Below are 12,791 nucleotides of genomic sequence, written 5' to 3' on the forward strand. Positions count from 1 at the left end.
TGACGCTCATATGAACATATGGTCCATCGAAACGTTCATGATGTACAACAGTATCGGCATTGGCGTGTATGTTGCGTCTGCCGGAAACCAGACTTGCTACGGAACGCTTGTATATGGCTCGCCCCTCTTCAGACAAAACGCCTGCCTATACACTCTGGGTCGATGTAGACGATCTCTTCCAATATGCAATTTCCAACCCTCGCCCGAGCGGCATTCAGCGTCTGGTATACGAAATTCTGAGGGTTCTTGAGCAAAGAGCCACGACCAGACCCGATGGTCCACGCGTTGTTTTCGTTCGACGCGGCGCTGACGGTTCGGCGCTTTCCAAGGTCGCGTTTCGCGACATTCAAGCCATCTTCGATCGCCTTTCCGGCGACACCGCGCATACTCAATCCACGACCGCGCCGCGTACCGACCGCCCGACGCAGAAAGTAACTCGTCCGACGCCCACCCCGACATCATCCGCTCCTGCCGACAGACGCGTCAAGCGCGTGCTCAAGCGGCTTTTGGGCAAGCTCACCCCTGTGGAGCTGATACAACATGCGCGACACAGCGCTATCCGACGTCTGGAGGCATTACCCCCCAGCGTAGCCAACCCGTTCATTACCGCAGGCGTGATGCAGGTCCGCACAGCCAGACTGGCGCGACGATACTGGAGCCTTAAGCGCGCACGGCGGCTTTATGAAACTGCACATGGCGACGACGCCAATCATATCTCTGCTGCGACGCCGACCGCACACTGCGCCGAGCAACCCGTTATCGCTGCCATCGATTCTCTCTCTCGGCCTTCTTCGGCCATCTCGACCCACGACACCGCGCCAAGCGATATCTTCCTCGTTCTGGGCGCCCCCTGGTCCGATCCGCTTTTCGGCGAACGCCTGCGGGTAGTTCGTGAAATTCACGGGCTGCGACCGGTCCTGCTACTTTACGATCTCATCCCCGTTCGCCGCCCCGAGTGGTGTGCACAGTCATTGGTCGAAGTTTTTCGCCACTGGCTCGACTCTACCTTACCCCAGTGCACGCATCTTCTGGCGATCAGCGACGCCACCGCGCGCGACGTGGAACGATACGCGGAAGAGGAAGGATTGCATCTGGCCGACAAGGTGCGCACCATTCGCCTCGGCACCGGGTTCGGCCTGACGGCGCAACAAGATGAGCCGAAAGGCGCCACGCCGCCGGGCGGATTGCCCAAACCCGGCACCTACGTGCTCTTCGTATCGACAATGGAGGCACGCAAAAATCATGCGCTGCTATTCCGGGTCTGGCGTCGCCTCATCGCTGAATTGGGCGCCGACGCCGTGCCGACTCTTGTCTTTGCGGGACGCGTCGGTTGGCTGGTCGCGGACCTGATGCAGCAGCTTGAAAACACGGACTGGCTGGATGGCAAGATCCGTCTTCTGCGCGACCCGAGCGACGAAGAGCTGCGTTGGCTCTATCGTGGCTGCATGTTCACCGTTTTCCCTTCCCTGTTCGAAGGCTGGGGGCTTCCGGTGACGGAAAGCCTTATGATGGGCAGCCCTTGCGTCGCCTCGAACGTAACATCCGTTCCGGAAGCTGGCGGAGCCTTCGCCCGCTATTTCAATCCAGAAAGCGCCAAGGATGCGACCACCGTGATCCGTGACGTGATCGCCGACCGCGCAGGACTCGCTCTCTGGCGGGAGCAGGTCACGAAGGACTTCCCGCGCGTTTCCTGGGAAGCAACGGCCGACGCCGTGCTGGACGCCTGCGCCGCTGCCCATAAACCGGAAGGCGCAGACAACGTGTCCGCCGACAAACTCCTGACGCCTGCCCTCGTCAAGGGAGACGTGCAATGACCGGCCGCACGCTATGGGTCGATATCGACGACCTGCTTTATCACCTCTCCCACCACAATCGCCCGAGCGGCATTCAGCGTGTCGTGTATGAACTGAGCCGTGCTCTGGTGACTATGGCGCCAGACCATGTCCGCTTCGTGCGCCGCGGTCATGGCCCGTGCGACTTCGTAACCGTCGACTGGACCTATATCCACGCGCTGTTCGACAGCGTGACCGGCGCCGCGCCGACGCAGGCGCCCCCTCCTGCAGCGCCTCCGCCGCCGAGACTGGGCGTTCCATTTGCGCCGCCCGCCGACAATGCCGCGCTATTGCCCGCCATACTCGACACGCAGCTGGAGGTCGTAAAACAACTCGCGGTAGCGCCCCTTAACGCCATTCAGCATGCGTTGCGCATGATTGACGTCAAACGCCGCGCCAATATCGAACGCGAGGCTCTGCTCGCGGAAGTCGGCGAAGACGCCGTCGTGGTGGAGGAAGGCGTTCGCCTGGTCGACGCCGCGCGCCCGGGCGATGCGTTCTTCGTTCCTGGATCGCCCTGGCGTCATGCGGACTACGGACGTTCGGTGCGCTGGCTCCGTGATGAATTGCGGATGTCTTTCGGTCTGCTCATGTACGATCTCGTGCCGATCAGGTGCCCGGAATGGTGCGATCGCGGCATCATCTCCACATTCTCTCAATGGCACCGCATGATCCTGCCGCTCGCGGACCGGATTTTCGCCATCAGTGACGCGACACGGCGCGACGTCGAAGCACATGCTGTTGAACAGCGCCTGCTCCTTAACGACGCCGTGCAGTCGATCGGCATGGGCTCGGGCTTCGGCCAAACGCCGCCGCAGGACGCTGGCCGCCCAAAATTGTCAGGCAAGCGCTGGCCCAGCGCCCAGCGTTCGCCTCACCTGCCGCCAGAAGGCAGCTACGTCCTGTTCGTCTCGACCATTGAGGCCCGAAAGAACCACGCATTGCTCTTTCGGGTATGGCGGCGTCTTTTGGAAGAACGTCCTGCAGAGGATGTCCCTACACTGGTATTTGCCGGTCGGGTCGGCTGGCTTGTCGCCGATCTGATGCAGCAACTGGAAAACGCCAACTGGCTTGACGGAAAAATCAGGCTGATCAGCGGCCCGTCCGACGCGGAACTGGCCGAACTTTATCAGGGCTGCCTGTTCACCGCGTTCCCCTCGATCTTTGAGGGATGGGGGCTGCCGGTCACCGAGAGCCTCAGCTTCGGCAAACCTTGCGTGGCGTCCTCCACCACATCGATCCCGGAGGCCGGCGGGCCTTTGGGGCGTTACTTCGATCCGGAGGACATCGACGACGCGCTCCGCGTAATCGGTGAGGTTCTCGACGACCCTGCTGGGTTAGAGCAGTGGCGACGACAGGTGGTGCGGGAATTCGTCCCCACGCCATGGGAGACACAGGCCCGCAGCGTGCTGAAGGCCTACGGCGTCGAGTTCGGCGCGACGCCGCATTCGACGGCGAAATCCCAGGACACGTCTTCCGGAAAGAGCTCTCTCCGAAAGACGTCCATGCATAAGGCCTCGCCCTAAAGGGCGATGTCCTTCCAAAGCGAGGTCAACGGCCGCGCTCCGAAATGCGAGATCACCTCCGACGCCGCCACGGAGGCGAGACGCCCACTTTCCTCCACCGAACGCCCGGCAGTCAGCCCTGCGAGGAACCCGGCGGCGTAAGCGTCTCCTGCTCCTGTCGTGTCGACAACTGTCGTGGGAACGGCCGCGACATTCGTTCTTTCGCCGTCGCGGATAATGACGCTTCCCTTCTCGGAGCGCGTCAGCACCACGAAACTCGCGTCGCGTGAGGCCTGCATCGCCGCATCCTCAAAACTTTCAGTCTGATACAGGGAGCATATCTCATCCTCGTTCGCGAACAGGATATCGATATGGCCATGCACCAGATCGCGGAATGCATCGCGATGGCGCGCTACGCAGAACGGGTCCGAAAGCGTCAACGCCACGTTGCGTTGCGCCTTGTGCGCGATCGTAGCTGCGCGACGAAACGCCTCCTGAGCCTGCGGCGGATCGAAAAGATAGCCTTCGAGGTAGGCGACCTTCGCCGCGCCAACGACATCGGCAAGCACATCGTCCGGTGAGAAGTGCGTGCAGGCGCCAAGGTAGGTGTTCATCGTCCTTTGGCCGTCCGGCGTGACGAGAACGACGCAGCAGGCGGTGGACAGATTCACGCTCTCCCGCCCGTCCAGAGGACGCGAGGGAAATGTAATGCCGCTTGCACGAAGATCTTCGGAGAAAGCGCGTCCAGCCTTGTCGTCGGCGACTTTGCCCAGGTAGGCGACCCGCGCTCCGAGTTCCGCAGCGACGGCGCATGTATTGGCGGCCGAGCCGCCGCCCGACTCTTTCTCCGGGATGATCTGCGCTCGGAGCGTCGCCGCACGATCTGCGTCGATCAGGGACATTGATCCCGGCGTCAGCCCGTGCTGCTCAAGAAAATCCGCATCCACCCGAGCCACTATGTCCGTGATCGCGTTGCCGATCCCGAGGAGGTCGTAAAGCGTATTCATAACTCTTCCCTATGTATCGCGGTCATCCCTTATCCGCATCGGTCGGACCGCGCCACGTATGCCTTGCAGAACAGGGAGCAGGCAGGGCGAATTTAACTCAAATTTACAGCAAATGCCTTGTGGCGAACACATTGATGCGTATAACCGAATCAAGCACGTGGACGCTCGCGCAGGTTGCGTGAAGGTCATTCAGGTCGCGTCGGTCAAGCCGCCGGCCTGACGTCTGCGTGAACCCAGAATCCGGCTGCGTCGTGTGACCTCTAGCACGCAGCCACAAGAGTGACGGGGTTTTCTTGTTCAGAAGACGTAAGCCAGACGAAAGTCAGACCGGCCAGTCCGCTCCCTCCCCTAGCGCGGCGCCAGCCGCGCCGCCGTCTGGCGCCCGCCCCCCAGCGCCAGACAAAAGCGGCGCGCCCTTATTTCCTCCACAAGCAAAGGATACCCCATCTATGGGTCGTGCTCCGTTCCCGCCTGCTCCTGGCTCCACCCCTTCGCCCAACCCCGTGCCGGCAGGCGCGCCGGGCGGAGCCCCCGCCGGAGCGCCGGGCCCCATGGCGCAGCGTCCGCAGGGTCCTGCGCCTCGCCGTGAGGAAGAGCAGCGCCGCACCCTCGTGGTCGGACGTGGCATCAGCGTTCAAGGCTCTGTGCAGGACGCAGAACGCCTCGTCGTCGAGGGCACTGTTGAGTCGAGCATGATCGTGGCGAAGCAACTTTCCGTTGCGCCCGGCGGCCTCTTCCGCGGCGGCGTCGAAGTCGAGGACGCAGAAATTGCCGGCACGGTCGACGGCACCCTGACCGTGCGCGGCAGCCTGACGGTCAGCGCGACCGGACGTCTGCTTGGCAAGGCGACCTGCAAGCGCCTGCGTGTTGAAGACGGCGGCCAGATCACCGGCCAGCTTGAAATGTTGACCGATGGAGCGAGCCCCTCCTCCAGTTCTCCCGCGCAGTCGACTCCGACGCCCGCTCCGGCGTCCAGCGCCGCCTGATTACAGCGGCAGGCGGGCGATTTTGTCCGCTTATCCTGAAGATAAGCCCTGTATTGCGTTCGCGCATGCAGGGTTTTCTTTTTTGGAGACGAGGCCATTCGTTCCTGCCCGAACCTGCCGGATAATGGTCTTCAAAACTGCGCCCCGTTCCCCCAAAGTCAGCGTAGAACCTCGAACGGGAAGTCGCACGCAGTCCTCGCCTTCGACGTCCCTCTTCGTGATGTCCCGAAGATCGAGCGTTAGCGGCTCGGCGCCGCAAAAAATGAAGTGCCGCCTACTTCTCCTGCACCCGTCAGAATAAGGCAGGGCAATCGCGATTCTCTTGCCGCCCATCCTCCTGCGCAACGAGAATGACAATCTGGCTGCCTGCCAGTGCGATTAATCGGTCAGAGCACGACGCGCTCCGAGATTCGTTCTTCAGGAATCATCCTCGGAGCTTTCCCGACAGCAGCAGCGCGTAGGTTGGCCCTTACAAGTATGGCCAGACCGACCCAGCGGCCTTCGTTTTTGAAGGAAAATCGAGCCTATCTGCGCGGACTATTACCGCCGGCGGCTTCGACGCGAAGTTCATCGCACGCCAAATCACGACGTCGAATCAATCTGTTTTGCAAGGAAAGGAGGACACCGACCGCAGGCGTCAAAACGCCATCCAGACCGCCCCAAATGCGCACAGCGCGTAAACTGACAAGTCCGGCCATATAATAAATGGCCGAACTTGCGAACGCCCTTGTCAGGCTACGTTGTCGCGACGATCACGCAATTTTACGTACGCCAAAGACGCGTGCTCCGCGCAGTAGGGCTTTCCCGCCAGAGGCGCGGCGCCGCAAAAGCGAAAACCCGGCGTACCCGGATCTCCAAGCGGCCAGCAGCAGCTTGGCCCACGCCTGCGGGACTCGGCAGGCGGGTTGACGACGTTACGGAAGGCGGCGCGCGGCGCTGCCGCTTTGACCGGCACCGGAGAGGGCGTGGCGACCTGCTCGCGAGAAACCGCGTTCGCAGTCGCCGGACTCGACGCCGCAGGCCGCGCTTCCGCAGCTTTGACCGGCGCTGCGGCGGCGGAGCGTGGAGCCTCCATCACAGTCTCAGCGGCGATCGAAACTTGCGTCGTCTCGACCACCAAGACGGCTTCCGCAACCTCGGCGGCAGGCGACGCTTCCTGGATCGGCTCCGCGGCAATCGGCGGCGCAAGGGCGTTCTCAACGGAGACAGCCGCCGGAGCAGGGGCTGTCGTCACAACGCTCACCGAGGGCTCAGCCACGACTTCCGCGGCTGCAACCGTGCGCTCCGCAGGCGCCGAAGACTTTTCAACGTCCGCCGCCTTGGCGCTGGCGCTCTTGCCGCCGGGACGACGGATCGGCGACGGGCGCGCAGGCAGGCCCAACCTGTGCGCCTTACCGACGACAGCGTTCTTCGTGATGCCGATCTGTCGTCCGATTTCGGCCGTGGAGAGCCCTTGCTCCCACAGCTCTTTCAGACGAGCGATCGTCTCTTCCGTCCAGTCCATGACATTGGCCTCCCTTTGACGGAACGGTCCTCGCCACTCCGAGTTTGGCGGAAAATAGGATTATATTGTGGTCGGCTCAAGGAAGGCGCCACAAAATCTTGGGGACAAAGGGCTGGATAACCCTATGGATAACCGGTGGAACGCTCTGTATGAACGAATCGGCCCCCGGTTATGTCGGGGCGTCGCCCTTGCGGATCAGTTCCACCCGATCGCCCTTGACGCCCAGCGCCAGCCTGCCCTCGCACAACGCCAGCGCTTCTTCACCGAACACATCGCGACGCCACCCTGTCATGATGGGGCCCGCCGGGTCCTGTTCAAGAGCGAACGCGTCCAGTTCGTCGGACGTCGCCACCAATTTCTGCGCAACGTCGTGCTTTTCGCACTGATGGGCAAGCAGCACTTTCAGCAACGCGACAAGAGCCGGAGACGCCCGCGGGCCGTCGACGCCCTTGCCCCGCGCAGGCCTCGGCAATTCCGCGTCCGGAAGCTCCAGCGCTATTTCGACGGCCTCCAACAACCCGGCGCCGCTCTTCCCCTCGGCAAAACCGCGCGTCACGCCGCGTACGCGGGCCAAAGCCTCGACGGTCCGAGGCGCCGTAGCCGCGATCTCCAGCAGGCTCTCGTCCTTGAGCATCCGCTGGCGCGGGATGTTGGCGTTCTGGGCCTCGATCTCGCGCCAGGCAGCGATCGCGCGCAATACGCCCAGCATCCGACGGTTGCCTGTGCGCGCCTTCAGTCGCTCCCACTGCCTCTCCGGATCGACCCGCAGGCGCTCCGGGTCGGACAGCGCCGCCTGCTCGGATGCGACCCACGCGCCACGCGCCTCTCGGGCGAGGATGCGCAGCAGATGTTCATACACATCGCGCAGATGAGTCACATCCGCCGCCGCGTATGTCAGTTGCGCCTGCGACAAGGGTCTTGCCGACCAGTCGGTGAAGCGATGGCTCTTGTCGATGACTGCGCCGGTAAGCGCCCCCACCAGATTGTCGTAGCCGACCTGTTCACCGTAACCCGCCACCATCGCCGCGACCTGCGTGTCGAACATTGGCGTGGGCAGGCGGTCGAAGAGATGGAGAAAAATCTCCAGATCCTGCCGTGCGGCGTGCAACACCTTCACGACCGACGCATCGTCGAACAGCTCGGCCAGCGGCGTAAGGTCCAGACCGGGCGCCAGCGCATCCACCAGAGCGACCTCGGAGGCGCCCGCAAGCTGCACGAGGCACAACTCCGGCCAGTAGGTGCGTTCGCGCATGAACTCCGTGTCGACGGTGACGAACGGCTCGTTACGAAGACGGGAGACGGTCTCGGCGAGATCCTCGGTCCGCACGATAAGGCGCGGTTCCGGAAAGCTGTGTCGGGCGGGTTTGGCCATGAGCCACTTCTTACACAGGAGCCCGCAGGAACAAAAGCTGCCACCGTAGCCATAACGGATACGCTTGACGCAGGCGGCTGCGCTCTGACACACCCGGCGCGCTTGTGCGCCCACAGGATCGGCGCGTCCCCTTCTCCCGAATTTTCTATCGGAGCCACCCGATGACAGAACACGACAACGGCGCCGCGGCTCTCACGCAGCTCGGTCAGGCGACCGCCATTCCTGAGTCGCCAGAAGCCGCCCATCTGGAACGCGTGCCGGCTCCGCATCAGGATCGCCAGTACGTAGTGCGCTTCACCGCACCGGAATTCACCTCGCTTTGCCCGGTGACGGGTCAGCCGGACTTCGCCCATATCGTGATCGATTATATCCCGCGCGAGTGGATCGTCGAAAGCAAGTCGCTGAAGCTCTACCTCACGTCCTTCCGCAACCACGGCGCCTTTCATGAGGATTGCTCAGTCACGATCGCTCAGAAGCTGGTGGAGACACTCGACCCGATATGGCTGCGCATCGGCGCCTACTGGTATCCCCGCGGAGGAATGCCGATCGACGTATTCTGGCAGACCGGCGAGGCTCCGGCCGGAGTGTGGGTTCCCGCGCAGGACGTGCCGGGATATCGTGGGCGCGGTTGAGCCGTTAACCGCCGCGGCGTCGACATCAGGTGGAGCCGCCGGAGAAACGCACAGACGCGCCGTCTTCCGGTGGCTCCCGGCTCTCTCCGCCAGCCAGCTTCGCCGTTCGCTCTCTTCCGTTTCAAGAGCGAGACGCACGCGGTTGATTACGACAGGTTAGGCAGCCGGTTCTTTGCCCTGTCGCCTCTACCTGTTCATGTCAGCACTGCTCGAAGCTGCGCCGCGGAGCGTTCAGGCCGCCCCCATACAGGCTACGCCAGATAGCGATCCAACATCTTGATTCATATCTATAAAAACCCGCCGCCGTGGCGAGTTAATCTTGCATCGGGCGTTAACAAAACTCGGCTCATTGCGAGAGAACCACGCTACGCGCTCCTGCTGAAGCCCACGCGCGAAGCAGGAAACATGATCGGCGTGGGCTCGACACTTAAAAGCAGAAGAGCTGTCGCAGCATCGGCCAGTCACACCCCGGCCACATGACAACGGTGAGGATCTCCGTCCTCTGGCTACCTGAACGCCCCTTCTCGGATCGCCATCAGATCCGTGCCTTCGCCCTGTCGACGACGAGATCAAACGTCATTGCCATCATTAATTAATCGGATTATTGATATGCAACTTGTTGCATAAAGGATCAGCGCCATGCAGCGCTACCCGTCGCTCCTCTCGCCGCTAGACCTCGGTTTCACCACCCTGAAAAACCGCGTCATCATGGGATCGATGCATCTCGGGCTGGAAGAAGCGCCCGACGGCTTCGAACGTCTGGCCGCGTTCTACGCCGAGCGTGCGGCAGGGGGCGTCGCGCTCATCGTCACCGGCGGTGTCGCTCCAAACGACGCAGGCAGGACAATGAAACACGCCGCGCGCCTTACGACGGAGACCGAGGCGGCGCCACACCGGCAGATAACAGACGCGGTTCATCGCAACGGCGGCAAGATCGCAATGCAGATCCTGCATTGCGGCCGATACTCCTATCAGCCGACCCTGGTCGCTCCCAGCGCGCTTCAGGCGCCGATCAACCCGTTCACACCGCAAGCCCTCTCCATCGAGCAAATCGAGCGGACGATCGAAGACTTCGTCCAATGCGCGGCGTTGGCGCAGTCCGCCGGTTACGACGGCGTCGAGATCATGGGGTCAGAGGGTTACCTCATCAACGAATTCATAGCCGCACGCACCAATGCTCGCGATGATGAATGGGGCGGTTCCTACGAAAATCGCATCCGCTTCCCGGTGGAAATCGTGCGTCGCACGCGTGAGCGGGTCGGCCCCGATTTCATTCTGATCTACCGGCTGTCGATGCTGGATCTGGTGCCCGGCGGTTCGAGCATCGACGAGGTCATTCAGCTCGGCAAAGCCATAGAGGCCGCTGGCGCCACCATCATCAACACCGGCATCGGCTGGCACGAGGCGCGTGTGCCCACTATCGCGACCAGCGTTCCGCGCGCCGCCTTCGCCTGGGTGACGCAGCGTCTGAAGGGGCACGTCTCCGTACCGCTGGTCGCGACCAACCGCATCAACGCGCCCGACGTGGCGGAGGCCCTGCTTTCAGACGGGTTCTGCGACCTGGTCTCCATGGCCAGACCGTTGCTCGCCGATCCGGCCTTCGTTCTCAAGGCCAGCGAGGCGCGCGCCGACGAGATCAACACCTGCATCGCCTGCAATCAGGCGTGCCTCGATCACGCCTTCGCCGGGAAAATCGCGTCGTGCCTTGTGAACCCACGAGCCTGCCACGAAACCGACCTGAACCTTCAACCCAGCCCTAACCCTCGTCGCATCGCCGTAGTCGGCGCTGGACCGGCCGGGCTGAGTTGCGCCGTCACCGCCGCAGCGCGGGGCCATGACGTGACATTGTTCGAAGCGGGATCCGAAATCGGCGGTCAGTTCAACATCGCCCGCCGCATTCCCGGAAAAGAGGAATTCGCCAATACGCTCCGTTATTTCCGCCGCCAGATCGACCTGACAGGCGTAAAGCTGGCGCTGAACACGCAGGTCGATACCGAGCGACTGCTCGCGGGGTCGTTCGACGAAATCGTCCTGGCCACCGGCGTCCGGCCGCGCATGCCGGAGATAGAAGGCGTCCACCTGCCGAAAAGCCTCAGCTATGTCGACGTCGTGCTGCACGGTGCGCCCGTCGGCCAGGTCGTCGCAATCATCGGCGCAGGAGGCATCGGCTTTGACGTCGCCGAATTTCTGTCCCAGCCGGCCACCGGCGTCGCCACGGAACCTGCCCAGTTCTTCGCCGAGTGGGGGGTCGACACTGAGTACCGCGAACCCGGCGGCCTGCGCGTTCCGTCGGTCGAACCCTCCCCTCGCCACATCGCGCTGTTGCAGCGCAAGGAGGGGAAGACCGGTGAAACGCTCGGGCGCACCACTGGCTGGATTCATCGGGCCGCACTCAAGGCGAAAGGCGTCGTCTCGGTGTCGGGCGTCACATACCGGCGCATCGACGAAGAAGGGCTGCACGTCAGCATCGGTGGAGAAGACAAGTTGATCCCGGCGGAGACTATAGTGATCTGCGCCGGGCAGGAATCCCGGCGAGAGCTGGAAGCCCCTCTGCGGCAGGCAGGAGCCCCCGTTCACCTGATTGGCGGCGCGGACGTGGCTGCCGAACTGGACGCCAAACGAGCAATAGATCAGGGGGTGAGGCTAGGCGTCATCCTGTGAACTGAACTGCCGCGTGAAGCGTCTCCGCCTTGTCTGAGCGGAGCAAGCCTCAGACAGAGGGCACGATCACCAAGCCGTGTCATGGGGGATCAGACGCCGGAATGAGTTTGAGACGTAGTTTCCGCAAACCGGCCGTCGTCAAATGTACCGGTGGGATTACTTCACGTAAACCTGACGGATGTCTTCGTAGAAATCCGGCTCGGCGCCGCTGCCCCGTTTTACTGTTCCAGCAAATACTTTTCCCATTCGAACGCATTCATTTGAACTAACCCAGCTTCAGGACCACTCGAGCATGTCGCTAGCCCACGCCTTGCTGACCGCGCTGGTGGAGCGTTCCTGCTGCGGCGCAGAACTGACAGATCGCTTCAACCGCTCCATTGGCTATTTCTGGCCCGCGACGCACCAGCAGATCTACCGGGAACTCGCCACCCTGAAGGCGTCAGGCTGGATCGAACCTCTACCGATCGCAACCGGTCGCGGACGCAAGCGCGCTTACAAAGCTTCTCCCGCAGGCGTGTCGGAATTGAAGCGGTGGGTCGGAGAATTACAGCCGCCGCGACCCGTCCGTGACGAATTAATGGTCCGTCTGCGCGCCGCTGCAATTCTCGGTCCGACAGATTTAACGGAGGGCGTCGAAAGGCGCCTGGCGACGCATCGCGCAACGCTCGACCATTATCTGGCGCTTGAGGAAAAGGATTTTTCTGATCTGGATACGACACGCAAACAGAAACTGCGCCATCTCATCCTGCGGGCGGGCATCGAATCCGAAGCGCACTGGATCGACTTCTGCCAGCGCGCTCTCGCCCTGCTGGATGAATAGAATCCGGAAGACCCAAACGGTCTTCCGGGCCCCCGGTCTTACTCGGGGGGAAGACCGGCTTCGATTTCGGCTCGAACCGACTGGATTTTCGCCATCAGACCATCAAGGCGCGTGACGTCGGATTTGTCAGCCGCGTCCCACGCTTCAGTCAATTCCTCAAGGCGAGCCGTTGCGGAGTCGATGGATATCTCCGTCACGGGCACAGCCTGATCCGCCAGGATCGTGCAACGGGTCGGCGTCATATCGGCGAAGCCTCCCGCGACGAAGTAGCGATCCGTAACCGTTTCGCCTTCGTAGAGGGACACCGTGCCGCCACGCAGCAGCAGCATCATCGGCGCGTGCTCGGGCATGGCGGCGATATCGCCTTCCTCACCCGGAATCACGGCCATATCGACGTCACGGGACACCAGAACCTTCTCGGGGCTGATGATTTCGACCTTGATCGGCATCTGAACTGTCCCTTCCGGTCTCG

10 protein-coding genes are annotated in these 12,791 nt (G+C 62.5%); 6 read left to right on the forward strand and 4 right to left on the reverse strand.

Annotation, left to right across the window (positions count from 1 at the left end; translation table 11 throughout):
* Positions 1-113 precede the first annotated feature (113 nt).
* Both J2D73_RS04575 and J2D73_RS04580 read left to right on the forward strand, forming a co-directional pair.
* On the forward strand, positions 114-1,814 hold the full coding sequence (locus J2D73_RS04575) for a glycosyltransferase family 4 protein (protein ID WP_207879842.1): 1,701 nt from the start codon (positions 114-116) through the stop codon (positions 1,812-1,814).
* Positions 1,811-3,358 carry a glycosyltransferase family 4 protein gene (locus tag J2D73_RS04580; protein WP_207879844.1) on the forward strand — a complete coding sequence of 516 codons (1,548 nt, stop codon included), beginning with the start codon at positions 1,811-1,813 and terminating at the stop codon, positions 3,356-3,358. Before J2D73_RS04575 ends, J2D73_RS04580 begins: the two co-directional genes overlap by 4 nt.
* On the opposite strand, the gene J2D73_RS04585 is transcribed toward J2D73_RS04580, so the two are convergent.
* Complete coding sequence (locus J2D73_RS04585) at positions 3,355-4,344, reverse strand: adenosine kinase (RefSeq protein WP_207879846.1); 990 nt, start codon at positions 4,342-4,344, stop codon at positions 3,355-3,357. The two genes, J2D73_RS04580 and J2D73_RS04585, sit on opposite strands and share 4 nt — an antisense overlap.
* A 293-nt stretch (positions 4,345-4,637) precedes the next feature.
* Between J2D73_RS04585 and J2D73_RS04590 the strand changes: the two genes are divergently transcribed.
* On the forward strand, positions 4,638-5,330 hold the full coding sequence (locus J2D73_RS04590; protein ID WP_243429643.1) for a bactofilin family protein: 693 nt from the start codon (positions 4,638-4,640) through the stop codon (positions 5,328-5,330).
* Between the two features lie 730 nt (positions 5,331-6,060).
* Here J2D73_RS04590 and J2D73_RS04595 read toward each other — a convergent pair.
* Positions 6,061-6,834, reverse strand: coding sequence for a GcrA family cell cycle regulator (locus J2D73_RS04595; protein ID WP_207879850.1), 774 nt, complete (start codon positions 6,832-6,834; stop codon positions 6,061-6,063).
* A gap of 169 nt (positions 6,835-7,003) precedes the next feature.
* The gene (rnd, locus tag J2D73_RS04600; protein ID WP_207879852.1) at positions 7,004-8,206 is read right to left on the reverse strand and encodes a ribonuclease D; all 1,203 of its coding nucleotides are present in this window, start codon (positions 8,204-8,206) and stop codon (positions 7,004-7,006) included.
* A 161-nt stretch (positions 8,207-8,367) separates the two neighbouring features.
* Here rnd and queF point away from each other — a divergent pair, with 161 nt between their 5' ends.
* The 3 genes from queF (at position 8,368) to J2D73_RS04615 (ending at position 12,319) form a co-directional block, all read left to right on the forward strand.
* Entirely contained in the window at positions 8,368-8,838 is a 471-nt protein-coding gene (queF, locus tag J2D73_RS04605; protein WP_207879854.1) for a preQ(1) synthase, read from the forward strand.
* 639 nt (positions 8,839-9,477) lie between these two features.
* Positions 9,478-11,499 (forward strand): FAD-dependent oxidoreductase, encoded by a 2,022-nt coding sequence (locus J2D73_RS04610; RefSeq protein ID WP_207879856.1) that lies wholly within the window; start codon positions 9,478-9,480, stop codon positions 11,497-11,499.
* Positions 11,500-11,791: 292 nt separating this feature from the next.
* Positions 11,792-12,319: a PadR family transcriptional regulator gene (locus J2D73_RS04615; RefSeq protein ID WP_207879858.1), complete on the forward strand. Its 528-nt coding sequence runs from the start codon at positions 11,792-11,794 to the stop codon at positions 12,317-12,319.
* A gap of 38 nt (positions 12,320-12,357) precedes the next feature.
* Here J2D73_RS04615 and atpC read toward each other — a convergent pair whose 3' ends face one another.
* Positions 12,358-12,768, reverse strand: coding sequence for an ATP synthase F1 subunit epsilon (gene atpC, locus J2D73_RS04620; RefSeq protein ID WP_207879860.1), 411 nt, complete (start codon positions 12,766-12,768; stop codon positions 12,358-12,360).
* Between the last annotated feature and the right edge of the window lie 23 nt (positions 12,769-12,791).

This window comes from Acetobacter sacchari (assembly GCF_017377715.1).
Taxonomy (GTDB): domain Bacteria; phylum Pseudomonadota; class Alphaproteobacteria; order Acetobacterales; family Acetobacteraceae; genus Acetobacter; species Acetobacter sacchari.